The organism is Burkholderia gladioli, from assembly GCF_000959725.1.
GTDB classification, from domain to species: domain Bacteria; phylum Pseudomonadota; class Gammaproteobacteria; order Burkholderiales; family Burkholderiaceae; genus Burkholderia; species Burkholderia gladioli.
On sequence record NZ_CP009322.1, the window covers coordinates 1,393,152 to 1,416,481 of the forward strand.

A 23,330-nucleotide genomic window follows, 5' to 3' on the forward strand; every position below is an offset into this window, starting at 1 on the left:
GCCGAACCCGAGCCGCCCGGCCGGGTTCGCGTAGCTAGCGCGCCGCTCCGGCATCTCCCAAGCGTTCCACCACCAGTTCCACGAAGCGGCTCAGGCGCGGCTGGCGCCGCATGTCGCGGTGATAACCGAGCCAGGTCTCGCGGCTGGGCGGCGCCTCGCCGAGATCGAGCCGCACGAGGCCCGGCGTGGCCTCGCCGAGGGGAATCGGCAGCACCGACAGGCCCACGCCCAGCGCGCAGAGCCGCGCCTGCGTCTCGCGGCTGTTGCTGCGCGCGGCCACCGCCGCCTCGGGCAGGCGCCGCTGGATCCAGCCCACGTCGGGCATCGCGCCGAACGCGGTATCCATCAGCACCAGCCGGCAGCCGCGACCGCGCGCGGGCAGCTCGACCGGCGCCCCGGCCGCGGCGTAGACGGCATAGGCGGTGCTCAGCAGGCGGCGGCTCACCACGTCGGGCTCGACGAAGGGCGCGATCCGCATCACGCAGTCGGCCTCGCGATGCGGCAGGCTGTAGAGCCGCGGATCGGCCAGCAGCTCGACCGTCACGCCCGGGTGCCGCGCCGTGTATTCGGCGATCACCGGCGCGAGACGCAGCGAGCCGAACCAGTCTGAACAGGAGACGCGCAACAGGCCCGAGAGCCGAGTCTCCGCGCCCGACAACTCACGCAGCGCCGCCAGCGCCTCGATCTCCATGCGCTCCGCATGCACCAGCAGCGCCTGGCCCTCGTCGGTCGGGATGAAGCCCTGCTGGGTGCGCTGGAACAGCCGCTGGCCGAGCTGCTGCTCGAGCGCCTTGAGCCGGCGGCCCATTGTCGGCTGGGTCTGCCCGAGCCGGCGCGCGGCGGCGCCCAGGCTGCCCTCGCGGGCAATCGCGAGGAATACGCGCACGTCGCTCCAGTCGATGTCTCCCATCGCCTTCCATCCATTCATTTATGCATGAACAAGATGCGATCTTAGCGAGTTCTCATGCGTAATTGTTGTCGATAGAGTGGCGTCCAGATACCGAACCTGCCCAGGAGAACGACGATGAACCCCAATCCCAAGACCATGCGCGCCTGGATCGTGGACGCGCCCGACGCGCCGTTTCGCGAGACCGAGCTGCCGATTCCCGAGCCGCGCGCCGGCGAGGTGCTGGTACGGGTCGAGGCGAGTGGCGTCAATCCGCTCGACACCAAGATCCGCGCCGGCAGCGCCGCCCATGCGCGCCATCCCTTGCCGGCCGTGCTCGGCATCGACCTGGCCGGCAGCGTCGAGCGCGTCGGCGAGGGCGTGAGCGGCCTCGCGCCCGGCGACGCGGTCTGGGGCGCGGCCGGCGGCGTGGGCGGGATCGGCGGCAGCATGGCGCAGTGGGTGGCCGTCGACGCGCGGCTGCTGGCGCGCCAGCCGGCGGCCCTGTCGATGCGCGAGGCGGCCGCGCTGCCGCTGGCGGCGATCACCGCCTGGGAAGGGCTGGTGGACAACGCCCGGGTGCAGGCCGGTGAGAACGTGCTGGTGATCGGCGCGGCGGGCGGCGTCGGGCATGTGGCGACGCAACTGGCGCTGGCGCGCGGCGCCCGGGTGTTCGGGGTCGCGAGCGAACGCGATGCCGGCTACCTGCGCTCGCTGGGCGCGCACTTCGTCGACCGGGCCGCTGCGGTCGACACCTGGGTGGCCGAGCACACCGGCGGACGCGGTTTCGACGTGGTCTACGACAGCGTCGGCGCGCTCGACGCCGCCTTCCAGGCGGTGCGGCCGTTCGGCCGCGTGACCAGCGCGCTCGGCTGGGGGACCGTGTCGCTCGCGCCGCTGTCGTTCCGCTCGGCACAGTACGCCGGCGTATTCACGCTGCGGCCGCTGCTGACGGGGCAGGGCCGCGAGGCGCATGGCCGGATCCTGGTGGAGACGGCGGCGCTGGTCGAGGCGGGGCGACTTTCGCCGCGGCTCGAACCGCGCCGCTTCGCGATCGACCAGGCCGATGCCGCCCACGCGCTGGTGCGCGAGGGCCAGGCGCGCGGCAAGGTGGTGCTGGAGCTCGGCTGAGCCGCCGGTCCGCCGTGTAATCCGCGATAAGACAAGGCGCTGCATCGATCCGGAATAAAGCCCTGCCGCCGCCGTCTTTCCATCGCCACGGGAGCGCGTCTGCCGTGGCGAGCCGTGCTTGCGGCGATTGTGCCGGCAAACACCGACACAACAGGCCGCCCGGCCGCTTGCCGTTTGGCTAGGGCCGGGCCGGATCGGCGTCCAGCGTCACGAGGCTCGACTGCTGGGCGGCCGGCAGCCAGAAGGCCAGCCGCGCGCGGAGTTCCGCCTCGCTGCCGCCGGTGCGGCGCGCCGCGGCGCGGGCGCAATCGGCCAGCGAGGCCGGCCCGTTCGCGGCTCGGCGCAGCGCGTGGAACTGCCAGTCGGCCAGCCGCTCCATCGACACCCGAAACCGGTGGCGACGGATCGCGACGCGGTCGATCTCGAACTCGGGCGCCTCCGCCGGGCGTTCGCCCCGCAGCCAGGGGCGCAGGCTGTCGGCGCGATGCCGCAGCGCGATCAGCCGCGTGGTGGCGGGCAGGGCGAGCTGCCAGCCCGCGCCGGCCAGCAGCGAGAGCGGCTCGGCCGGCGCGGTGGGCTCGCGATGTTCCAGGCCCGCGGCGCGGCCGCTTTCGGCGATGGCCCGCTCCAGCGTCGCCAGCGCCAGCGCGAAGCTCTGCATGGCCGGGCGCGGCCCGTTCGCCATGCGGCGCTGCGAGCGCAGCAGGAAGGCCGGGAATTCGGCACCCAGCGTGTGCAGCGTCGGCGAGCGCGAGGGATGCCGGGCCAGGTAGGCCCTCGCGAAGAAGCGAAACAGCGAAGGGCCCAGCAGGCGCAGCAGGGCCGGGAATTCCGCCTCGAGGCAGGCGATCAGGCGCATCCAGTAGCCGTCCGCGTAGACCGCCAGCCGCGCGCGCGGGTCGATGCCGGCGGGCGTGGCGATCACGCGCTCGATGCCGGCGCCATGCAGCGCCCGGGCCTGCGCGAGCCCGGCGCCGAGCCCGCCGGGGTGCGTGGTGGCGGCCTGCATCCAGTGCTGGATCGCGGGCAGGTCGAGTTCGGCGACCAACAGCGTGTCATCCATCGATCGCCTCCGGCACCAAGTAGTGGAGCGGGGTGGAGAGCGCCATTTCTCCCGTCTCCACGGTTTGCGGTGCCGCTTCGGCAAGCGCTGCTGTTGCCTCGCCGCGGGCCGCGCGACGCGCCTTGTCGAGCTCGGCCAGCAGGCCCTCGTAGTCGGGCAGGTTCGCGTCCCATTCGAGCAGGGTCGAGACGCCGCCCGTCAATTGCTGGGCCAGGCGATACAGATCCCAGACGCCGGGCGGCACCGGCTGGTCGTGCGTGTCGACCAGGCAGTCGCCGCATCGCGTGTGGCCGGCAAGGTGCAGTTGCACGATGTGCTCGGGCGGCAGCGCGCGCAGGTAGGCCTCGGCATCGAAGCCGTGATTGAAGGCGCTGACGAAGACATTGTTGACGTCGAGCAGCAGCCCGCAGCCGGTGCGTTCGGCCAGCCGCGCCAGGAATTCGCATTCGGGCATCGTCGAGGCCTGGAACTGCACGTAGCTCGACGGATTCTCGAGCACCAGCGCGCGCCCCAGCACCTGCTGCACGGCATCGACGCGCGCGGCGACGTGGTCGAGCGAGGCCGGGTTGAGCGGCAGCGGCAGCAGGTCGTGCGAATTGTGCGAGCCCAGGCCGGTCCAGCACAGATGATCGGAAACCCAGACCGCGCGCAGTTCCTCCATCAGGCGCCGCAACTGGCCCAGGTAGGCCGTGTCGAGCGGCGCGTCCGAGCCGATCGACAGGGACACGCCGTGCATCACGATCGGCACCTCGGCGGCGATCCGGTCGAGCATCGCGCGCTGGTAGCCGGCGTCCTCGAAGTAGTTTTCGGAAATGATCTCGAACCAGTCGACGCGCGGGCCGTCGGCGAGGATCGCCGGCAGGTGCTGCGCACGCAGCCCGACGCCGAAGCCGAGATCGGGCAGGCCCAGGCGGGGCGGCCGCCCCGGCCGGGACGCGGCGCTCGCCGCATCCCGGCCCGAGGGCAGCGCCCGCGGGCCGCGGCCGTCAGGGGTGACGGTGACGGACATGCGAGGCTCCGATCAGGTCGACGGCGGCAGGGCGATGCGCAGCGTGGTCGGCAAGGGCTTGGCCGGCGCCGGCTGGCCCGGGTTGCGATGCGCCCAGACCTTCTCCAGCGCGCCCCAGGCGACGTCGTAGACCGAATCGCCGACCGCGAAGTCGAGCGTGACGATCACGGTTGCGTCGCCCTCGGTGCTGGTGAGCGGCTCGGGCGTGCCGTCGGCCTTGAAGTCGAACAACTGCATGGTGCCGCTGCTCGGGTAGAGCTGCGAGGCCGAGATCGGCACCGCGCAGCCGCCGAAGCCGTTGCAGCGGTTGTCGGCCGGCGCGCTGTACAGCGTGGGCGCCCCGCAGCCGCCCTTGCCGGAAGCCATGGTCGCGGGATGGCCGCAACTGCCCGCCGAGCCGGCCGATTGCGAGCAATTGCCGCCGCCGCTGACCGACTGGACGAAGCCGCATCCGCCTTGCGTGGCGCAATGGTTCGAGCCCTTGCAGCTGTGATAGACCGCCTGCGCCGCGCAATCGCCGCCGCCGGAGCCGTCGAGCGCGAGCGACTGGCAGGCATGCATCAGGGCCTCGCCCTGGGTGCCGGTGCCCGACGAGGCGCTCGCCTCGCGCAGGCTCGGCGCGCTGCCGTACACGGCCCAGTACAGCGCCATCCGGTCGCCCGAGCCGACCATCGACGGGAACGGGAACTGGACCGTGGTGTCGCCCCAGGAGCTCGACAGCACCGTGGTGATGCCGGCCAGCGCGCCCTGCACCACGTTGTCGAGCGTGGCGCTCGGCATGCCGGTCTTCAGCTCGTTGAGCGCCGCGGCGACCGCCTCGGGCGTGGGGATGTTGGTGGGCGCCTTGGCCGGATCGTAGTCGGCCGTGGTCAGCATCGAGGCCGACCAGCTATTGCCGGCCTGGTGCCAGTGCTGCCAGGTCCGCAGGCTGCCGAGCTGCTCGGCGATCTTGTGGAAGCGCTCGAAGTGGTTGAGCGTGCCGTTCGGCACGCGCGCCGTGGCGTCGTCGCTATGCGGCTCCTGCGTGCCGGTATCGCTGTAGGACGGGTAGTCGGCTTCCAGGGCCGGCTGGCTCGGCTGGAACTGCAGCAGCACGTTGGCGTTGGCCGCGGCCAGCGCCATGCGCCGCTGGTTGGCGCGCTGCTGGACCTTGCCGATGAAGGCCTGGATGGTGTCCCAGTCGATGCCGCCTTCGCCCTGGTCGCAGATGGCCCACATCATCAGCATCGCCTGGATGTGGGCGTCGAGCGCGCCCGTGAAGGTGATCTGCGACGGCATGCCGGGATACTCTGCCATCGGATGGCCCGAGCTCTTGCTGTTGAACAGGTCGCGCTGGCCGACCGCGCCCGCGAAGCACTTCTCCCACAGCGTCTGGCCGTCGGTATAGGCGATGTTGGTGTATTGCAGCAGGCAGTAGTACATCCAGCCGATGGTGCCGAACATCGGCAGGTCGACTTCGGTGCTCTGCGCGGTCCAGCCGTCGAACGGGACGGCCGGGAAATAGCCGGTCGAGGGCTTGATGCTGGCCAGCGCGGTGGCGTGATCCTGCTCGATGATCTCGAACAGCGCCGTCTGCGAGGGCGTCAGCGCGGTGAGGTCGACCGCGGCGGGAACCGGGTTCACCGGGTTCGGCTTGAGGTCCCTGAGATCGATGATGTGCGGGATCACCGTCTTGTCCGGGCCGTAGCAGATCCAGTTGTATTGCTCGTCCTGCAGGGCCGGGCTGTTGAAGTTCGGCTTGACGCCGAGCGCCGAGCACAGGTTGGCCGCCATCTGCAGGTGCAGCATCTCGTCGATGAACACCGAGAACAGCAGGTTGTAGGCGGTCTGGTTCGCCAGCTCGACGGGCGGTGCCGCCGGGATCTGGCCGATCGAGCGGCCCGGCCAGACGCGTCCCTGGTAGTAGGAGATGTCCTTGGCGTTGATCGCATGCGTGCCCTGGATCGACTTCATCGCGCACATGTAGATCGGGACGGTGAACAGCTCGACGTTCACCGCCGCCTGGACCAGCGCGCGCAGGGCGGCCTGGTCGGCGGCGAGATGGGACAGGTCGCGATCGCTGATGAGGGGCGGGTTCTGGGGAATGCTGCCTGAAACGTGCACCGGCGTATCCATACAGGCCTCGATGGGGGACTTGATCCATGCTTTCCCGAATACGGAAAAGACGGACTGCATTTTTTGAAATCTTCCGGCCGACAGGCCATATCGGCCGACTTCACCCGCGCTCGATCCGGAAGCTTGTTTTCGATTCGACGAAATCATGCCGCGGGCGCGCATTCGCGATGAATGCGCCGCCAGCTTAAAATCCCGGAAAATCGATTGCCGATCGGCTGATTTACTGGCTGGTGGTCTCCGTCCAGCGCGATGGCAAGCGCAAGACTACAGCAGAAAATATCAATTTGTGTGACATTTTTACAGCGGCTGGTTTTAACGGAATGCTTATCGACTATTATCCTGCTGCCTATTGAATTATCGATTGCTTAATCGCCATGACAGGCCGGTTGTCGATTCGGGTTGTCCATGAGTCGATCGCGAAACATCCCGTCCCGGAGCTCGCCCATGAATCCGCTGCGCATCGTCGTGCTGTGTCTCACGCTGGCCGGTTTCGCCGCCGGCATGATTGCCGCCTTCTGGTGGTATCGCGCCAGCGAGGTGGGAGTCGATCCCGCCTGGAGCAAACACGAGGGCGGGTTCGAACCGGTCGACGCCTTGCAGTCGCAGGCGGGCTGGCTGGTCGGCCTGCTGCAGGCCGCCGACGTAAACCAGCGCGCCGCGCAATGGACCGCCGTGTCGGTCCTGCTGACCGGCTTCGCGAGCCTGCTGGGGCTGTTTGCCTGAGCGCCGGCCGGCGCGCGGCCTGTTTATCGATTTTCCCGAAACAAGCCGAATATCCGGCCCGCCTGAAAACAATAAAACAAGCCGTTTGACAAGGCATCGGGCCTATGTTCATATCGCCGGCGGCTTAATCGATGAGCCATTCAATGGCTGTTGCCATTTATTGATCAGTCTTCGTTTCAGTTTTCACATCCTGAGCATTGAGCGGCGAGCCGCGGTAGCGCAGGGGTATATCAAAAAGACATTCTCGGCCGCTCTTTGTCCTGTTGTCACCAATACGGAGAAAGAGATGAAAAAAGCAAAATCCCAATTAGTGGTCAAGCTGCTGGCCGCCATGCTATTCGGTGGCGTGGCGGCGTCGCAGGCCATGGCTGCCGGCACCACCTTCAACCTGGTCAACGGCACCAACGGCGCCTACCCGGACAACCAGGTGTACTGGACCCTGGTGGGCATGGACCCGGCGCACAACAATGCCTATGTGCATGTGAATTGCGCCGGGAACCTGATTCCGATGAGTTCGAACGACAATTCCGCGCAAACCAAGAACGGCATCGGTTACGCGAATTACTCGATTCCCTTTTCGCAATGCAAATCGGTGACGGTGGCGGCCATCACCTCCGCGCGCCTGTATCTGACGGTGGGCAGCACCCTGTATCTGCAGGCGGTCGGTAATCCCGCCACCGGTTATACCGGTCCCAATATCGAGAATCCGACCGATCCGAATATCGACGTGGTATTCGATTTCGTCGAATTCGACAGCAACGGCGCCAATTTCTTCGGCAATACCACGCGGGTCGATCAGTTCGGCTTCCCGCTGCGGCTGCGCCTGCAGGGCCAGGGCGGCTTCGACCAGACGGTGGGCGAGACCGAATCGCGCGCGGCGCTGTTCCAGGCCTACCAGAACCAGGTGCCGGCGCCGTTCCAGGGCCTGAGCCAGGCGCCGTACCGGATCGTCGCGCCCGCGCACGGCAGCTTCAAGGCGGGCGGCGCGAACGCCAACTACCTGGACAGCTACATCCAGTCGATCTGGAACCTGTACAGCACCCAGACCCTCACCTTCACCGACGCGCAAGGCACCTTCAGCGGCCATGTGGTGAACGGGCAGTTCCAGTTCACCGACGGGCAGGGCACCTACTACATCAACCACAAGCCGACCACCAGCGAGGTACTGCTCGGCAATGGCGTGTTCAACGACGCCTCGAACGCGGCGCCGGGCGTGCCCACCGCCAAGCAGTTGCAGATCCAGGCGCAGGTCAGCGCGGCGATCAACCGCCATGTCGCCGAGAACGCGGCGCTGTGGACCAACCCGAACGCCTTTTATGCCTCGCAGCCGACCAACTCGTATGCGCAGTTCTGGCATGCGCATGCCATCAACAAGCTGAGCTACGGCTTCTCCTACGACGACGTGGGCGGTTTCAGCTCCTCGCTGGTCGGCACCAACCCGACCGTGGCGACGGTCACCGTGGGCTGGTAAGCGCGGCCTGATCGGATCGATGGCGGCCGCTCGAAGCGGCCGCCATGTCAACGACGAGGCCGGCTACCTCGCCACCGATCCGGCCCGGCGCCGTGCCGGGCGCGAGTCCCGCTTCCGCTTCACAGGCCAGGGGCGCACCAACGCGAAGACCATGCCACCGGATTGCGCGACCGAGGAATGGCCGCAAGCGCAGAGCGAATACGAGCAGGTCGGCGCCCTGATCAACGGGAAAGCGCCGGGAACATGCCTGCTCCCGGCGCTTGCTTCATTTCATCGAGACATCCAGGCGATCAATCCGATTCCGTGAACTGGATCGCCGGCGAGCTCGAACCCGAGCCGGCCGAGGCCGTGCACTTGCCGAGGCTCAGGTTGTTGGTCTCGCCGGTGCTGCCGCCGTTGTTCGGGCCGATGCAGCTCGGCGCGGCCGAGGAGCCGTCGGTGACGGCCAGCTTGACGGTGAGCGAGGCGCCCTTGTTGAAGTCGGCGCGCGAGCCGCCGGCGTTGCCGACGATGTTGAACTCGGCCTGGGTCCAGCCATTGGCGATATCGGAGACGCTGTCGCGCACCGAGGAGCTGAAGGCCTGCGTGCCGAAGGTGACGGTGGCCGTGTCGGTGCCGTTGGCCGTCGCCGTGCCCGAGAGCTTCAGGCTGGCCAGTTGCGTGATCGGGATCTGGTTGGCGACCACCACCGACGGGCTGTTGCGGTAGCAATCGTCACCCTGGCCGCTCTGGTCGGCACCCGCGTCGGTGTAGCCGCTCGGGCAGATGTTGGTGTTGCCGCCGTCCACGTCCTGGCCGTAGTTCTCGAGCCAGGTCTGGATGAACACGTCGGAGGTGCCGGTCAGCGCGGTGCCGGCCGAATTCACGTCGTCCGAGACCAGGATGTATTGCTGCCAGGCCAGGCAGCCCGAGAAGCCGTTACAGGCGGCCGACTGGTCGACGAAATTGGTGTTGAGCTGCAGCGTGTACTGGTTCGCGCCGGTGATGCCGTCGCTTTCGCCCGAGCCGAACGGCACGTTGGCGCCTTTTTCCGAGGTCACGCCGCTGACCGTCGGGAAGCTGCCCACCACCTCGCTGATCAACTGGCCGCCGGGCGCCTGGATCGCGTAGTCGAAACCGTTGCCCACCACCTGCTGGCCGCTGCTGCGCAGCTTCTGCTCGCCCAGCCGCGCGGCGCTGCTGCGACGCGAGGAGCGATAACCCGATACCGGGCCGCAGGCCACCTTGTCCCATTTGAGGTTGGGATAGGACGCGTGATAGCAGCCTTCGCCGCGCGGCGCCGATTGCCGGACGTTCTCGCGCCACGATGCCTGCGCCGCCGTGTCGGCCTGGACCTGCGCCTGGTCGACGAACGCATTGGCGGCCTGTCCCGCGTAGGCGGACGAGACCGGCACCGCGCCGATCAAGACGGCCGCGCTCGTCAGCAGCGTTGCGCGAACCACGTATTGCATGTCAAGCCATGTCCTCGATCGCATCTGTATCTCCAGTGGAAGCTAGGTGTGTTGGGTTCGGGCCTTGTGGGCCCGGGCCACGACTTCTCGAACGACAATCCGCGGCAGGACGGATGGTGGAATGCCTGCCGTGGACCACTTGCCTGAGCGGCGAAGTTCTTTTTCGATGGCTTCACATGGATTCGACGAGAGCCCCCCTCGTCGGGCCGTCACGGCCCGTCTCCCGCGAGACCAATCGGTAATTCGGTAATTGCTGAATCGGGCTTTTATTGAAAAAACAGAGCCCCTCGACAATATCGATTGTCGAAAATCATTTTCAATCAGGATTCAATTCATCCAATTCGATTGATCGATTCAAGGCGTGCAAATGCCGCGCCGAAAACAATCGACGAAAATCGTTGAATCGCGGATTCGGCGGATTCGGCAAATGCGGCCGATCGGGCGGAATACCGCCCCGCTGCGCCGTGGCTTAACGGCGCAGCGTGTATCGACAGGCGTTTGAAAACATCGGAAGCGGCCCTCTCCATCGAGTAATTCTATTTACATGCGATTGTCGGCTATTTGTCGGAATTGCAACAATTAATCCGCAACACCTCGATTGGCAAGCAGAGTGCCGTGAAATATTTCGTAAGTCAAACTTTTTTTGATGGTTTCTAAAATGTTTTGCCGTCGGCAATATTTGTCGAATTCAGCCGATATGCGGATGTAAAAATTCCGCGAGAATCCCAATCAAAATGGAACGGAGTGCGGCTTCATTCAAGATTACCGATCGATTTGGCGATAATGCGAATCCAATTGTCGGCAGGTGGATGGGGAAATGAAAGGCGCCGGATAGGCCCGCGCGCGCAAGGGCCCGGGCGCGGGGGCCCGGCCGGCCGGTTCGCGGCGATGCGTTGCCTTTACGGCTTCACGAACTTCAGCGTCATGCGATCCGATTCGCCGATCTCCGCGTATTGCGCGCGATCGGTGTCGCCGCCCGCGTAAGTCGGCGGCAAGGACCAGACGCCGTGCGGATGATCGGTGGTGTCGCGCGAGTTGGCGTTGATCTCGCTGCGCCCGGCCAGCACGAAGCCGGCGGCCCGGGCATGCTCGATCACATAGGCCTCGGTCACGTAACCCGAGTCGATCATGCGCTGCAGGGACGTTCCCGGGCGGGCGCGATGCTCCTCGACACCCAGCACGCCGCCGGGCTTCAAGGCGTCGTAAAAGGCGCGCAGGTTCGCGTCGATCTGGCCGTCCTTGATCCAGTTGTGGATATTGCGGAAGGTGAGCACGGTATCGATATGCCCTTGCGCGTCGAAGCCGGAGAAGCGGCCGTCCCGCAGGCTGCCGATCACCACCGGGCCATAGATTTCCGGATGCGCGGCCAGCTTGCGCGCATAGGCGAGATCGCCTCGGCGCTCGGCTTCGGGCTCGGGCGCCGGGCCGATGTATTCGGCCTCGTACAAGCGCCCCTTGCCGCGCAGCACGGGCGCGAGGATATCGGTGTACCAGCCGCCGCCCGGCGCGATCTCCAGCACCGTTTGATCGGCATCCAGGCCGAAGAAGCGCAGCGTCGCGCCCGGGTGGCGATAGCGGTCGCGGGCGCGCGCGGCATCGCTGCGCTGGGTGCCGGCGATGGCGGCGTCGAGCGACACGGCGGGCGGCACGGTGGCCGCCGTATCCACGGCGCTGGCGTTCGCCGCGGGCGGCCGCGCGCAGGCGCCCAGGCCGAGCGCGATCAGCGCGGCGGCGATCGATGCCGCCGCGAAGCGTGGGAAGGAGGAAAGCTTGGGAGCAGGGGCGGAGAGGGGCATGGTCGATCGGCGCAGTGACGGGTAGGCGACACGATACGCGCTTGCCCGACGATCTGCCCGATCCCGGTCTTGGCGCCCGCGGGCGTTCCGGTTCAGTGCCGCTGCGGCACGGCGGGAGCCTGCCCGACCGCCGAGGGCATCAGCCACAGCGCCAGGGCGAGCGAGACCAGGCAACCCGCCAGGACTTCCTCGATGCGCAAGCGCGCCAGCGGCAGGATGGCGAAACCGAGCTGACCATAGACCAGCCCCACCAGCGTGGTGATGAAGAACACGCCGCGCGTATAGGCATGCAGGATGTGGTACGCCCAGCCGAACACCGACAAGGCCATCGCGGCGATCAGCAGCCAGGGCTGGTGCCCGCACCAGTTCACGCACAGCACGCTGGCCGCGGCGCCGGCCAGGGTTCCCGCGATCCGCTTGAAGACGCGCACGCGCGTGCCCTGGCGCGAGGTGGTGCCGAGAAAGACGACGAAGGTGCTGATCACCGCCCACATCGAACGGTCCGCCGACAGGCTGCCGCCCGCGAGCATGGCGAGCAGGGCGGCAGCGGTCGCCACCAGCGCCGGGCGCCATGCCAGGCGGTGCAGGCGATGGGCGAGCGAGGGGCCGAGCGGCTTGCCGGTGAGCCGTCCGCTGACGACGAGCTCCGCCAGGCGATGCAGGGCCCGGCGCCAGCCGGAGCCGCCGGCCTCGTTGCCGTGGCCCAGCGGCTGGATCTCGTCCGCCGGACCACCTGGCGCGACCGGAACGAGGATGCGCCCGACCACGGTCACGATCCCCGCGGCAAGCGTCATGATCCCCAGCATCTCGACCAGCAGCGCGCCGGACGGGTGCAGATAGAGGCCCAGATAGAAGCCGACCAGGCCGAGCAAGCCGGCGCCGACCGCGCGTGCGCCCAGCGTCTGGCACAGCAGCCCGACGAAGACCACCGCCAGCGAACCCGCGATGCGCAGCGCGGGATAGGGGGCGAGCGCCGCCGCGGCAGCGAGGCACGCGCCGGCGCAGAGGCAAAGGGTGATCAGCGAGACCAGCCAGCCCGACCAGCGCGGCTCGCGCAGGAACAGCGGGGCGATCATCGCGAACAGGGCGCCCGGCACGGCGACGGTCGGCATCATCTGGTGGTGGAGCGCCCAGCCGACGCCGAGGCCGGCGCTCAGCAGGCAGGCGAGCGTGGAGCGCGAGGCGGCGCGCAGGCGGGTGAAATCGGGATCCTGGAGGCGGGCGCGGGTCAGCGCGCGTGAGCAGGCGGCGGCGATCATGGTCGACGATATCCGGGCATATCGACAAACCGGCTTGTGGCCGGCATGTCGATGGCCGGGCGCGAGAGGCCCGGCGTTGAACGAGCCTGCGGCGCGCCTTGGCCGGGGTTGCCGGCGGCGGGCGGCGCCTGGTCAGGCGTGTGTTCCGGGCCGCCAGCGTGGCGCCCAGGGTAGGGCTCGCGGCGGGCGGCTCGGGTTTTCCCGGATCATAGCCGATCAAAATTCCGGCGCGCCCATTGGCGACATGTGCCGCGAGGCGTGGCTCGCAGCCCTTGTCCTCGTGCGTTTACGTGTTTATACGCATGCCGGAAACGATATCGCTGCGATCCAAATTTTCATTGGAAGGTTATCGGACGCACTCCTACACTGATGCCGGGCGAACGCCGGTTCCAGCCGGTTTTCATCCCGCGCCCGCCGAATCGGCAGCGGCGAAGCCAAGAATTCGATCGGCAGGGCACCAGGCGCTGCATCCAATAACGAAACTGGCGGAGACAACAACCATGAAATGCTTCGGAAAGCTGACGCTCGGCGCGCTGTTCGCCGCCTCGGCCCTGCTGGCGGCATCGAGCCCCGCGTCGGCGCAGCAAAAACCCATCACGCTCGGCTTCTCCCAGGTCGGCGCGGAAAGCGCGTGGCGCACCGCTAACAGCGTCTCGGTGAAAAGCGCCGCGAAGGATGCCGGCATCACGCTCAAGTTCTCCGACGCGCAGCAGAAACAGGAAAACCAGATCCGCGCGATCCGTTCCTTCATCGCGCAGAAGGTCGACGTGATCGCCTTCTCGCCGGTGGTGGAATCGGGCTGGGAACCGGTGCTGACCGAGGCCAAGGCCGCCCATATCCCGGTGATCCTGACCGATCGCGCGGTCGACGTGAAGGACCCGTCGCTGTACGTGACCATGATCGGCTCGGACTTCCTGGAGGAAGGCCGGCGCGCCGGCCACTGGCTGGAGGAGCGCTACAAGGCCGACGCCGGGCCGATCAATATCGTGGAACTGCAGGGCACGGTCGGCTCGGCGCCCGCCAACGATCGCCGCGCTGGCCTGCTCGAGGTGATCAAGAACAATCCGAAGTTCAAGATCATCGCCTCGCAGAGCGGCGATTTCACGCTGGCGGGCGGCAAGCAGGTGATGGAGGCCTTCGCGAAGACCTACGGCAAGCAGATCAACGTGGTCTATGCCCACAACGACGACATGGCGCTCGGCGCGATCCAGGCCATGGAGGAGGCCGGCATCAAGCCAGGCAAGGACGTCAGCGTGGTGTCCTTCGACGCGACCAAGGCAGGCTTCGAGGCGATGGTGGCCGGCAAGATCAATGTCGACGTCGAGTGCAGCCCGCTGCTCGGCCCGCAACTGATGAGCGCGGTGAAGGACGTGGTGGCCGGCAAGTCGCTGCCCAGGCGCATCGTCACCAACGAAACCGTGTTCCCGATGAACGTCGCGGCCCAGGTGCTGCCCACCCGCAAGTACTGATGTTCCGCCGGGCGGCACCGCTGCCGCCCGCCTCCGTCCTCCAGGGAGCATCCATGACGAATCCACCGGTGGTCGAGATGATCGACATCGACAAGGCTTTCCCGGGCGTGAAGGCCTTGCGGCGTGCCGGCCTGAGGCTCTTTCCGGGCGAGATCCACGCCCTGATGGGCCAGAACGGGGCAGGCAAGTCCACCCTGATCAACGTGCTGACCGGCGTGCATGCGCACGACGCCGGGGAGATTCGCGTGGGCGGCGCGCCCGTGCGTTTCGCCGCGCCGCGCGAGGCCGAGGCGGCCGGCATCCAGACGCTCTACCAGGAAATCAATCTGTGCCCGAACCTGTCGGTGGCCGAGAACATGTTCGCCGGCCGCCAGCCGATGCGGCGCGGCGCGATCGACTGGAAGACCATCCATGCGCGTTCGCGCGAGGCGCTGGCGAGCCTGAGGCTGCAGATCGACGTGACGCGCTCGCTCGATGCCTACCCGATCGCGGTGCAGCAGATGGTGGCGATCGCGCGCGCCATGTCGGTGGACGCGCGCGTGCTGATCCTCGACGAACCCACCTCCAGCCTCGACGACGGGGAGGTCGCGCGCCTGTTCGACGTGCTGCGCAAGCTCAAGGCCGCCGGCATCGCGATCCTGTTCGTCACGCATTTCCTCGAGCAGACCTATGCGATCTCCGATCGCATTACCGTGATGCGCAACGGTGAGCGTGAGGGCGAGTACCTGGCGCGGGATCTGCCGGTCGACGCCCTGGTGGCCAGGATGACCGGCCGCGAATCGATGCCCGAGGCGCTGCGCGCGGGCGCCGTCGCGCAGGCGCGCACCGGCGGCGACGCCTCGCCGGTCCTGTCGATGCAGGGCGTCGGGCGGCGCGGCATGATGAACCCGCTCGATCTGGCGCTGCGGCCCGGCGAGATTCTCGGACTGGCCGGCCTGCTCGGCTCGGGCCGCACCGAAACCGCCCGGCTCGCCTTCGCCGCCGAGCGCGGCGATACCGGCACCATCGAGATCGAGGGCCGCCGCACGCGGCTCGCTTCGCCGCACGAGGCGGTCCGGCACGGCATCGCCTATTGCCCCGAGGATCGCAAGAAGGAAGGGATCGTCGCCGCGCTGTCGATCCGCGAGAACATCGTCCTGGCGCTGCAGGCGCGGCGCGGCTGGTGGCGGCTGATCCCGCGCGCGCGCCAGCGCGAGATCGCCGACGACTACATCGCGCGGCTCGGCATCAAGGCGCGCGACGCGGAACAGCCGATCGGCCTGCTCTCGGGCGGCAACCAGCAGAAGGTGCTGCTGGCGCGCTGGCTCGCCACCGACCCGAAGCTGCTGATCCTCGACGAGCCGACGCGCGGCATCGACGTGGCGGCGAAGTTCGACATCATGGAGCGCGTGCTGTCCTTGTGCGCCAGGGGGCTCGCGATCCTCTTCATCTCCTCGGAGATCGGCGAGGTGGTGCGCGTCAGCCATCGGATCGCGGTGCTGCGCGACCGGCGCAAGGTCGCCGAGCTGACCGGCGCCGAAGCCTCGGAGGAACAGGTCTATCGCCTCATCGCGGGAGGCCAGTCATGACCCGCCTGCGCATGCTGTTCGGCCATCCGCTGGCGTGGCCCGCCTTGACGCTGTGCCTGCTGCTCGCGCTGGACGTCGCCTATCGCCCGGGCTTCCTGTCGATCAGCCGGCTCGACGGGCATCTGTTCGGCGCGCCGATCGACATCCTGAACCGAGCGGCGCCACTGGTGATCGTCTCGCTCGGCATGACCCTGGTGATCGCCACGCGCGGCATCGACATCTCGGTCGGCGCGATCGTCGCGATCGCCGGCGCGGCGGCCGCGATCGTGCTGCAGGCGGATCCGTCCCGGCTCGGCACGGCGCTGGCCGCCGCGCTCGGCGTCGGCCTGCTGGCGGGCGCCTGGAACGGGCTGCTGGTGGCCTGCGTCGGCATGCAGCCGATCATCGCGACCCTGATCCTGATGGTGGCGGGCCGCGGTGTCGCGCAACTGCTCACGGGCGGCCAGATCATCCCGATCGCCGCGCCCGGCTACCTGGTGCTCGGCGGCGGCTACCTGGCCGGCGTGCCGTGCTCGGTGTGGATCGCGATCGCCACCACCGCCGCGCTCGCGCTGCTGGTGAACCGCACCGCGCTCGGCCTGTTCATCCGCGCGATCGGCGTGAATCCGGTCGCCACGCGCCTGGCGGGCTTGCGCGCGGGTTCGGTGGTGTTCGGCGTGTACCTGTGCGCGGGCGCGATGGCCGCGATCGCGGGGATCCTCGCCAGCTCGAACGTGCGCAGCGCCGACGGCAACAATGCCGGCCTGCTGCTCGAGCTCGACGCGATCCTAGCCGTGACGCTGGGCGGCACCTCGCTGCTCGGCGGCCGGTTCAGCCTCGCCGGCACGGTGCTCGGCGCGCTGATCATCCAGACCCTGACCTACACGACCTATTCGATCGGCGTGCCGCCGGAGGCGACCCTGGTGGTCAAGGCGATCGTCGTGATCGTGGTGACCCTGATCCAGTCGGACGCGGCGCGTGCGCGGGTGCTGCGCCTGGCCTCCCGGCTGCTGTCCCTCGCGCGCGCACGCGCCACCACCGGAGCCCCGCAACCATGAACCGTTTCCTCGGCCGGCTGGTCGACCCGCGCACGCTGCCGATCGTGGTGACGATCGTGCTGTTCGTCGCGCTGTTCGGTTTCGGGTCCGTGATGTATACGGGCTTTTTCTCGATGCAGGTGCTGACCGGCTTGTTGGTCGACAACGCCTTCCTGCTGATCGTCGCGATCGGCATGACCTTCGTGATCGTGTCCGGCGGAATCGACCTGTCGGTCGGTTCGGTGGTGGCGCTGTCGACCATCCTCTGCGCGGTGGGGGCCGAATGGCTGCATTGGCCGATCTGGATCATCGTGCCGCTGGTGCTCGCCTTCGGTGCACTGTACGGCGCGGCGATGGGCGCGCTGATCCACGCGTTCCGCCTGCAGCCTTTCATCGTCACGCTGGCCGGGATGTTCCTGGCGCGCGGCGCCTGCTTCCTGATCACCACGCAGTCGATCACCATCAACGAGCCGGGCTTCCACGCGATCGCGAGCCTCAACGTGCCGGTGGGCGGGGGTGGAACCTTGAGCGCCGGGGCCCTGATCGCGCTGGCCACGCTGGCCGCCGCGATCTATGTCGCGCATTTCACGCGCTTCGGCCGCAACGTCTACGCGGTGGGCGGCAACGAGCGCTCGGCACTGTTGATGGGCCTGCCGGTGGCACGCACGAAAATCGGCGTGTACGCGCTCAGCGGCCTGTGTTCCGCGCTCGGCGGGGTGGTGTTCACGCTCTACGTGCTGTCGGGATACGGGCTGCAGGCGCAGGGCATGGAACTCGACGCGATCGCGGCCACCGTGATCGGCGGCACCCTGCTCACGGGCGGCGTCGGCTACGTGATCGGCTCGGTGTTCGGCGTCGGTATCCTCGGCACGATCCAGGTGCTGATCACCTTCGACGGCACCCTCAGCTCGTGGTGGACGCGCATCGTGATCGGCGCGCTGCTGTGCGTGTTCTGCCTGCTGCAGCGCGTGATCGAGCGGCATGCCGCGCGGCGCCGCGCCGGCGGCACCGGGCTCGGTTCGCGATCCATGCCGGCCGAGCGGGCGCCTGCCCGCGCGGCTGGGCAGGGAGACGACGCGGCCTTGGTGTCGAGCTTCCCGAGCCATCGAGCCCTATCGAGAACCGGAGGACAACGATGAAACCGAATCCTGTACCGAGCGTCGAATCCGATCGCGAGCCCGGCCGGCCGCCAATCGAGGCCGAGCCTGGGCCCGTGCTCGACCTGGGCGACGCGCGCGATCGCCGGATCGTGGCCGATGCGCTGCGGGTGCTGCTCAGGGAGCGTTCGGACGCGCTTGCCTACGCGATGCGGGTGGCCGACGAGCATGGCCGGGCGCGGCCCGACGCAGGCGATTTCCTGCTATCCGACATCATCCGCCTGGCCAGGCTGGTCGAACGCGCCGAACATCGGCAGGCCGCCGTCATGCACCGCGGCAACTGCGGGGCGGGCAGGGCGCGCATCGAGCGGGCCGGCGAATCGATCCAGTCCGGCCAGCCGTCGGCACTCGAGTCTCGCCTGGCGTGAGAAGCCGAGCCCCGGCCGGCGCGCGTCGCGGCCGGGACGGGAAGGCACATCAAACCGCCTCCGCGCACTCGCGCGGCACCGGCGCCGCGCCGGCGACGACCGCCGCCTGGGGAAGCTGCGGAGAAGCAAGCCGATACAGCAGCACCAGGCCGAGCAGCGCGAGCGCCAGGCCCGGCACGAAATCGGCCCGCACGCCGGCGCGATCGACGATGCTGCCGCCCGCGGCCGAACCCACCGCGATGGCGACCTGGATGATGCTGACGAACAGCGCCGAGCCGACTTCCGGCAGGTCCGCCGCCGCGCGCTGGATCCAGACGCTGAAGCAGAGCGGCAGGGCGCCGAAGGCGATGCCCCAGAGCAGGATGCCGGCGGTTTCGCCGATCCTCGAATGCTCGAGGAACAGCATCGCCGCCATCGCGCCCATCAGCAGCACGATCATCAGCATCGACGAGCGCTTCAGGTGGTTCGACACCACCATCGACATCAGCGCATTGGAGACGAAGCCGATCAGGCCGAAACCGAACAGCAGCAAGGTGAGGCCGTTGACCGAGAAATCCTGCTCCAGCAGCGGCGCGATATAGGTGTAGGTCGAGAAATGCGCGCCGAACACCAGCGCGACCATCAGCATGCTCGAGCGCGTGTGCGAGCGGCCCAGCAGGGTGCGGAAATCGGCGATGCGCAGCGCCGAGGCCGAGAGCAGCGACGGCACCAGCACCGTCTGCGCCACCAGCGCCAGCTCGACCAGGCCCGCCGTCACGGCGAACGAGGCGCGCCAGGAGGCGAACGAGGCGATGAAGGTGCCCAGCGGCACGCCGATCACCGTCGCGCAGGTCACGCCGGTCAGGATGATGGCGGTGGCCTTGGCCGTGTCCCTGGGCTGCACGAGGCGCGGGGCCGCCGCCGTCGCGAGCGTCCAGAAGCCGCCGAGCGCGGCACCGAGCAGGGCGCGACCCACCAGCATCACGCCGAGATTGCCGGCCAGCGCGCAGACCAGGTTCGCCACCAGCAGCGCCGCGGTGAGCATCAGGAAGGCATAACGGCGGTCCAGGCGGCCGGCGCCGATGATCAGCGTCGGCGCGAAGATGGCTGCCACCACGCCGGGCGTGGTCACCATCAGCCCGGCCACGCCCGAGGACACGCCGAGATCGTGGGCGATCGCCGGCAGCAGGCCCACCGGCAGGAATTCGGAGGTCACGAAGGCGAAGGCGCTGATCGCCACGGCGATCACGGCCAGCCACTGACGCAGGGAGGTCGGGGTCTGATCGGTGCCGGCGGAATATGGGGGAGTATCGACTTGCATGATGCGGCCAGGCTGAAGGGAAGTTCGAGAGGCTAAACGGAGTTTCCTCGCGGACCAAGCCCCTGGACTTGAAAACAATGAACGGCCTGGCTGAACAATTTACGAATGAGGCCCTGGCCGAGGCCTTTTCATAGCCGTTCACCGACCCAAGCGCACCGATGTCGAAAAACCACAAATCAAAGTCGGACGCGTAGCGGCACCGCCAGCGCTTTTTCACTACCGTGAAGGCCTTCCCACCAGCCCGTTTGGACCCACACGACATGTCTGACTTCATTACCGTTCTGCGCGAAACCTGCCCGATGCCGGTCGTTGATGCCACGAAGTGGAAGCGCATCGGTGGCGATCCGCACACTGTGAATCTCAACGCCTACCTGTCCAAGGACGGCAGCAAGATCATGGGCACGTGGATCTGCACGCCGGGCAAGTTCGAGGTGAACTACGAGAAGTGGGAATTCTGTCACTTCCTCGAAGGCTATTGCATCATCACGCCGGAAGGCGAGGCGCCGGTGCATCTGAAGGGCGGCGACGTGTTCGTGATCGAGCCCGGCATGAAAGGAACCTGGGAGGTGGTGGAGACGGTGCGCAAGTACTTCGTCTTTGCCTGAACGAACACGACGCGGCGCGGCGCGGTCCAGGCGAACCGCGGATTCTCGCGGCATCGCTTCGGTCGCCGCGTGGTTGCGCATCGTCGATCGCGATACGGTCGAATCAATAACCCGCTTGTAGTTTTTTCCGCATGAAGCGTCGCGGGATGTCAGGCCGGCCAACGCCGCGCCGCAAGGCTTCCCAAACCCATCAAGCGCCCATTCCTTTCAGGTATCCGGCTTGCTTTTCCGTCCAGTTCCACCCCGCCTCGACGAGATCATGCCGACCCACGATTCCACTCCCCAGTCCTCCGATCAATCCGGCGCGTCCGCGAGCGCCAAGCTGCCGACGCCGGCGGCCGGCGCGCCCGCCTCGGCGGCCGGCCGACACCGCGCGCCGCCGTGCACGCTGGTGATCTTCGGCGCCGGCGGCGACCTGACGAGCCGCCTGCTGATGCCTGCCCTGTACAACCTCGCGGTGGACGGGCTGCTCGACGACGGCATGCGGATCGTCGGCGTCAATCACGGCGAGCGCGAGACCGACGCGTGGCGCGACGATCTGCACACGGCGCTACAGAAACTCGCCGCCGACAAGGCGAGCACCTTCCACACCGGCAAGCTCGACGACAAGGCCTGGAACTGGGTCGCGCAGCGACTGGAGTACATGGCGGGCGATTTCGAGGACGACGGCGCCTACCAGCGTCTCGCGAAACGGCTCGGCGCAGGCAAGGACGAAGGCGAGGGCGGCCAGGGCAACGTGGTGTTCTACCTCGCGGTGAGCGGGCGCTTCTTCAAGCCGATCGTCGAGCGCTTGGGCCACGCCGGCCTGCTGGAGGAACGCGGCGACGGCGACGGCCCGTTCCGCCGGATCGTGATCGAAAAGCCGTTCGGCGACGACCTCGCCTCGGCGCGCGATCTGAACCAGCATCTGCTGAGCTTCGTGCGCGAATCGCAGATCTACCGGATCGACCACTTTCTCGGCAAGGAGACGGTGCAGAGCATTCTCGCCGTGCGTTTCGCGAACGCCTTGTTCGAGCCGATCTGGCGGCGCGAATACATCGACAGCGTGCAGATCACCGCGTCGGAGGTGATCGGCGTGGAGCGGCGCGGCAGCTTCTACGAACAGACCGGCGCGTTCCGCGACATGGTGCCGAACCATCTGTTCCAGTTGCTCGGCATGGTCGCGATGGAGCCGCCGAATTCGTTCGACGCGCACGCCGTGCGCGACAAGAAGGCCGAGATTTTCGACGCGCTGAAGCCGCTGACGCCGCGCGACGTGGTGTTCGGCCAGTACGCGGCGGGTCCGGCCGGCGTGGCTTATCGCGACGAGCCGGACGTCGCGGCCGACAGCGGTACCGAAACCTACGCCGCGGCGCGCGTGCAGATCGACAACTGGCGCTGGGCCGGCGTGCCGTTCTATCTGCGCACCGGCAAGCGCCTGCGCGAGCGGCGCACGGAAATCTCGGTGCAGTTGAAACAGGTGCCGTTCCGGCTGTTCCGCGACACGCCCACCGACGTGCTCACGCCGAACGTGCTGACGCTGCGCATCGACCCATCGCACGGCACGAGCTTCGATTTCAACGTGAAGACGCCGGGGCCCGTCATGCAGATCGGCGCGGTGCGCTCGTCGTTCGACTACGACGCGTTCTTCCCGGAGCGCGCGAACGTCGGTTACGAAACCTTGCTCTACGATTGCCTGCTCGGCGACGAGACGCTGTTCCAGCGCGCCGACAGCATCGAGGCGACCTGGGCGGCGGTGGAGGGTGTGCTGCATCCGGCCGACGGCGAGGCGATCCCGGTGCACGCCTATCCGGCGGGCAGCGACGGGCCGGCCGAGGCCGACGCGCTGATCGAGCGGGACGGCCGCGCGTGGCAGCCGCTCACGCGGCCCGAGCCGGACAACTCGGGCGAGCCGGACAAGCCGAAGGCGGAGCAAGCCGGCCAGCACGCCCCGTCGTGAGGCCCGCGCGCCGCGCGCGCATGCATTCGCCGAGGCAGGGCGAAACGTGCGGCGAGGCGAACGGGTGTACAAATCCATGGAGACGAACAGCGAGACGCATTTCATGAAACCAGGCAAGAAACCGAGCACCAAGCCGCATGACGCGGCCGATTCCACCGGCGCGCGCGACGCCGGGCCGACCCTGTCGATCGACATCGGCGGCAGCGGCCTCAAGGCGGCGATCGTCGACGCCGACGCCACGCTGCGCTCCAAGCGTGTGCGGGTGGCGACGCCGCATCCATGTCCGCCGGACCTGCTGGTCGAGACGCTGCACGGGCTGGTCGCGCCGCTGCTGGCGCGCGATCCGGTCGCGCAGGTCTCGATCGGCTTTCCGGGGTTCGTGCGCGACAACCACGTGCTGACGGCGCCCCATCTGGGCGGCCCCGAGTGGCGCGACGTGCCGCTCGCGGCGAGGCTGGGGGAGCGGCTCGGCATCGCCGCCGTGCGCATGATCAACGATGCCGAGATGCAGGGGCTCGCGGCGATCGAGGGGCGCGGCCTGGAGTTCGTGCTGACGCTCGGCACCGGGGCGGGCACGGCGCTGTTTCGCGACGGCGAGCTGATGCCGCATCTCGAACTCGCCCATCATCGCGTCAGCAAGAAGCACGCGTATGACGAGTACATCGGCGACGCCGCGCGCCGCAAGGCCGGCAACGCGCGGTGGAACCATCGCGTCGAGAAAGTGATCGGCATCCTCGAATCGCTCGTGCATTTCGACAAGCTCTGGATCGGCGGCGGCAACGCCGCGCGTCTCAAATTCGGGCTGCCGGCCAATGTCGCGACCGTGCCGAACGATCGCGGCATCGAGGGCGGCGCGCTGCTGTGGCATCCGCGCTCGATGCGCGAGACGCGCTGAGCCGTGGTCTCGCGGGGAACCGGCTAGCATATCGAGGTCGAAACACGACATTTCAACTTAGCGGAAACACGACATTTGAACTTAGGACTAACACGCAAATTGTCGTTAA

At 68.0% G+C, this 23,330-nt stretch carries 20 protein-coding genes; 12 read left to right on the forward strand and 8 right to left on the reverse strand.

What is annotated here, in order from left to right; translation table 11 throughout:
* Window positions 1-34 precede the first annotated feature (34 nt).
* Window positions 35-910 (reverse strand): LysR family transcriptional regulator, encoded by an 876-nt coding sequence (locus BM43_RS06650; protein WP_088555546.1) that lies wholly within the window; start codon window positions 908-910, stop codon window positions 35-37.
* 114 nt (window positions 911-1,024) lie between these two features.
* Between BM43_RS06650 and BM43_RS06655 the strand changes: the two genes are divergently transcribed.
* Complete coding sequence (locus BM43_RS06655; protein WP_036056223.1) at window positions 1,025-2,017, forward strand: zinc-dependent alcohol dehydrogenase family protein; 993 nt, start codon at window positions 1,025-1,027, stop codon at window positions 2,015-2,017.
* A 178-nt stretch (window positions 2,018-2,195) separates the two neighbouring features.
* Here BM43_RS06655 and BM43_RS06660 read toward each other — a convergent pair whose 3' ends face one another.
* The 3 genes from BM43_RS06660 to BM43_RS06670 are packed head-to-tail and all read right to left on the reverse strand — an operon-like array spanning window position 2,196 to window position 6,204.
* Window positions 2,196-3,080 carry an HvfC/BufC N-terminal domain-containing protein gene (locus BM43_RS06660; RefSeq protein WP_042284568.1) on the reverse strand — a complete coding sequence of 295 codons (885 nt, stop codon included), beginning with the start codon at window positions 3,078-3,080 and terminating at the stop codon, window positions 2,196-2,198.
* On the reverse strand, window positions 3,073-4,089 hold the full coding sequence (bufB, locus tag BM43_RS06665) for an MNIO family bufferin maturase (protein ID WP_052409133.1): 1,017 nt from the start codon (window positions 4,087-4,089) through the stop codon (window positions 3,073-3,075). Before bufB ends, BM43_RS06660 begins: the two co-directional genes overlap by 8 nt.
* A 12-nt stretch (window positions 4,090-4,101) precedes the next feature.
* The gene (locus BM43_RS06670; protein ID WP_036056221.1) at window positions 4,102-6,204 is read right to left on the reverse strand and encodes a ferritin-like domain-containing protein; all 2,103 of its coding nucleotides are present in this window, start codon (window positions 6,202-6,204) and stop codon (window positions 4,102-4,104) included.
* A gap of 444 nt (window positions 6,205-6,648) precedes the next feature.
* On the opposite strand from BM43_RS06670, the gene BM43_RS06675 reads away from it, so the two are divergent.
* From BM43_RS06675 to BM43_RS06685, 3 genes are all read left to right on the forward strand, one after another.
* Window positions 6,649-6,927, forward strand: a complete 279-nt coding sequence (locus BM43_RS06675) for a hypothetical protein (RefSeq protein WP_036056220.1) — start codon at window positions 6,649-6,651, stop codon at window positions 6,925-6,927.
* A gap of 286 nt (window positions 6,928-7,213) precedes the next feature.
* Window positions 7,214-8,398 (forward strand): glycoside hydrolase family 64 protein, encoded by a 1,185-nt coding sequence (locus BM43_RS06680; RefSeq protein WP_036056218.1) that lies wholly within the window; start codon window positions 7,214-7,216, stop codon window positions 8,396-8,398.
* A gap of 19 nt (window positions 8,399-8,417) precedes the next feature.
* Window positions 8,418-8,705: a catalase family protein gene (locus tag BM43_RS06685; protein WP_036056217.1), complete on the forward strand. Its 288-nt coding sequence runs from the start codon at window positions 8,418-8,420 to the stop codon at window positions 8,703-8,705.
* Here BM43_RS06685 and BM43_RS06690 read toward each other — a convergent pair.
* The 3 genes from BM43_RS06690 to BM43_RS41985 form a co-directional block, all read right to left on the reverse strand.
* Window positions 8,689-9,849 carry a hypothetical protein gene (locus BM43_RS06690; protein ID WP_013690326.1) on the reverse strand — a complete coding sequence of 387 codons (1,161 nt, stop codon included), beginning with the start codon at window positions 9,847-9,849 and terminating at the stop codon, window positions 8,689-8,691. The genes BM43_RS06685 and BM43_RS06690 overlap by 17 nt on opposite strands.
* Before the next feature lie 899 nt (window positions 9,850-10,748).
* A complete protein-coding gene (locus BM43_RS06695; protein WP_036056216.1) occupies window positions 10,749-11,645 on the reverse strand; it encodes a class I SAM-dependent methyltransferase in 897 nt (298 codons plus the stop codon).
* A gap of 92 nt (window positions 11,646-11,737) precedes the next feature.
* Window positions 11,738-12,904, reverse strand: a complete 1,167-nt coding sequence (locus tag BM43_RS41985; RefSeq protein ID WP_052409132.1) for an FUSC family protein — start codon at window positions 12,902-12,904, stop codon at window positions 11,738-11,740.
* Window positions 12,905-13,404: 500 nt separating this feature from the next.
* On the opposite strand from BM43_RS41985, the gene BM43_RS06705 reads away from it, so the two are divergent.
* The 5 genes from BM43_RS06705 to BM43_RS06725 are packed head-to-tail and all read left to right on the forward strand — an operon-like array spanning window position 13,405 to window position 18,482.
* Window positions 13,405-14,373, forward strand: coding sequence for an ABC transporter substrate-binding protein (locus tag BM43_RS06705; RefSeq protein ID WP_036056215.1), 969 nt, complete (start codon window positions 13,405-13,407; stop codon window positions 14,371-14,373).
* A gap of 53 nt (window positions 14,374-14,426) precedes the next feature.
* On the forward strand, window positions 14,427-15,941 hold the full coding sequence (locus BM43_RS06710; RefSeq protein WP_036056213.1) for a sugar ABC transporter ATP-binding protein: 1,515 nt from the start codon (window positions 14,427-14,429) through the stop codon (window positions 15,939-15,941).
* Window positions 15,938-16,978: an ABC transporter permease gene (locus BM43_RS06715; protein ID WP_013690331.1), complete on the forward strand. Its 1,041-nt coding sequence runs from the start codon at window positions 15,938-15,940 to the stop codon at window positions 16,976-16,978. Before BM43_RS06710 ends, BM43_RS06715 begins: the two co-directional genes overlap by 4 nt.
* Window positions 16,975-18,096 (forward strand): galactofuranose ABC transporter, permease protein YjfF, encoded by a 1,122-nt coding sequence (gene yjfF / locus BM43_RS06720; protein ID WP_036056212.1) that lies wholly within the window; start codon window positions 16,975-16,977, stop codon window positions 18,094-18,096. The genes BM43_RS06715 and yjfF overlap by 4 nt, the downstream gene beginning before the upstream one ends.
* Window positions 18,093-18,482: a hypothetical protein gene (locus tag BM43_RS06725; protein ID WP_036056210.1), complete on the forward strand. Its 390-nt coding sequence runs from the start codon at window positions 18,093-18,095 to the stop codon at window positions 18,480-18,482. Before yjfF ends, BM43_RS06725 begins: the two co-directional genes overlap by 4 nt.
* Window positions 18,483-18,531: 49 nt before the next feature.
* Here BM43_RS06725 and BM43_RS06730 read toward each other — a convergent pair whose 3' ends face one another.
* Window positions 18,532-19,782 carry an MFS transporter gene (locus BM43_RS06730; protein ID WP_036056208.1) on the reverse strand — a complete coding sequence of 417 codons (1,251 nt, stop codon included), beginning with the start codon at window positions 19,780-19,782 and terminating at the stop codon, window positions 18,532-18,534.
* Between the two features lie 260 nt (window positions 19,783-20,042).
* Between BM43_RS06730 and BM43_RS06735 the strand changes: the two genes are divergently transcribed.
* The 3 genes from BM43_RS06735 (at window position 20,043) to BM43_RS06745 (ending at window position 23,221) form a co-directional block, all read left to right on the forward strand.
* Window positions 20,043-20,387: a cupin domain-containing protein gene (locus BM43_RS06735; RefSeq protein WP_013690335.1), complete on the forward strand. Its 345-nt coding sequence runs from the start codon at window positions 20,043-20,045 to the stop codon at window positions 20,385-20,387.
* 259 nt (window positions 20,388-20,646) lie between these two features.
* Window positions 20,647-22,326 carry a glucose-6-phosphate dehydrogenase gene (gene zwf, locus BM43_RS06740; protein ID WP_036056206.1) on the forward strand — a complete coding sequence of 560 codons (1,680 nt, stop codon included), beginning with the start codon at window positions 20,647-20,649 and terminating at the stop codon, window positions 22,324-22,326.
* 103 nt (window positions 22,327-22,429) lie between these two features.
* Window positions 22,430-23,221: an ROK family protein gene (locus BM43_RS06745; RefSeq protein WP_036057278.1), complete on the forward strand. Its 792-nt coding sequence runs from the start codon at window positions 22,430-22,432 to the stop codon at window positions 23,219-23,221.
* The last annotated feature ends 109 nt before the right edge of the window (window positions 23,222-23,330 follow it).

Coding starts and splice junctions, on each gene's coding strand:
- BM43_RS06650 (WP_088555546.1), bottom strand. CDS start 910: ATGGGAGACATCGACTGGAGCGACGTGCGCGTATTCCTCGCGATTGCC.
- BM43_RS06655 (WP_036056223.1), top strand. CDS start 1,025: ATGAACCCCAATCCCAAGACCATGCGCGCCTGGATCGTGGACGCGCCC.
- BM43_RS06660 (WP_042284568.1), bottom strand. CDS start 3,080: ATGGATGACACGCTGTTGGTCGCCGAACTCGACCTGCCCGCGATCCAG.
- bufB (WP_052409133.1), bottom strand. CDS start 4,089: ATGTCCGTCACCGTCACCCCTGACGGCCGCGGCCCGCGGGCGCTGCCC.
- BM43_RS06670 (WP_036056221.1), bottom strand. CDS start 6,204: ATGGATACGCCGGTGCACGTTTCAGGCAGCATTCCCCAGAACCCGCCC.
- BM43_RS06675 (WP_036056220.1), top strand. CDS start 6,649: ATGAATCCGCTGCGCATCGTCGTGCTGTGTCTCACGCTGGCCGGTTTC.
- BM43_RS06680 (WP_036056218.1), top strand. CDS start 7,214: ATGAAAAAAGCAAAATCCCAATTAGTGGTCAAGCTGCTGGCCGCCATG.
- BM43_RS06685 (WP_036056217.1), top strand. CDS start 8,418: ATGGCGGCCGCTCGAAGCGGCCGCCATGTCAACGACGAGGCCGGCTAC.
- BM43_RS06690 (WP_013690326.1), bottom strand. CDS start 9,849: ATGCAATACGTGGTTCGCGCAACGCTGCTGACGAGCGCGGCCGTCTTG.
- BM43_RS06695 (WP_036056216.1), bottom strand. CDS start 11,645: ATGCCCCTCTCCGCCCCTGCTCCCAAGCTTTCCTCCTTCCCACGCTTC.
- BM43_RS41985 (WP_052409132.1), bottom strand. CDS start 12,904: ATGATCGCCGCCGCCTGCTCACGCGCGCTGACCCGCGCCCGCCTCCAG.
- BM43_RS06705 (WP_036056215.1), top strand. CDS start 13,405: ATGAAATGCTTCGGAAAGCTGACGCTCGGCGCGCTGTTCGCCGCCTCG.
- BM43_RS06710 (WP_036056213.1), top strand. CDS start 14,427: ATGACGAATCCACCGGTGGTCGAGATGATCGACATCGACAAGGCTTTC.
- BM43_RS06715 (WP_013690331.1), top strand. CDS start 15,938: ATGACCCGCCTGCGCATGCTGTTCGGCCATCCGCTGGCGTGGCCCGCC.
- yjfF (WP_036056212.1), top strand. CDS start 16,975: ATGAACCGTTTCCTCGGCCGGCTGGTCGACCCGCGCACGCTGCCGATC.
- BM43_RS06725 (WP_036056210.1), top strand. CDS start 18,093: ATGAAACCGAATCCTGTACCGAGCGTCGAATCCGATCGCGAGCCCGGC.
- BM43_RS06730 (WP_036056208.1), bottom strand. CDS start 19,782: ATGCAAGTCGATACTCCCCCATATTCCGCCGGCACCGATCAGACCCCG.
- BM43_RS06735 (WP_013690335.1), top strand. CDS start 20,043: ATGTCTGACTTCATTACCGTTCTGCGCGAAACCTGCCCGATGCCGGTC.
- zwf (WP_036056206.1), top strand. CDS start 20,647: ATGCCGACCCACGATTCCACTCCCCAGTCCTCCGATCAATCCGGCGCG.
- BM43_RS06745 (WP_036057278.1), top strand. CDS start 22,430: ATGAAACCAGGCAAGAAACCGAGCACCAAGCCGCATGACGCGGCCGAT.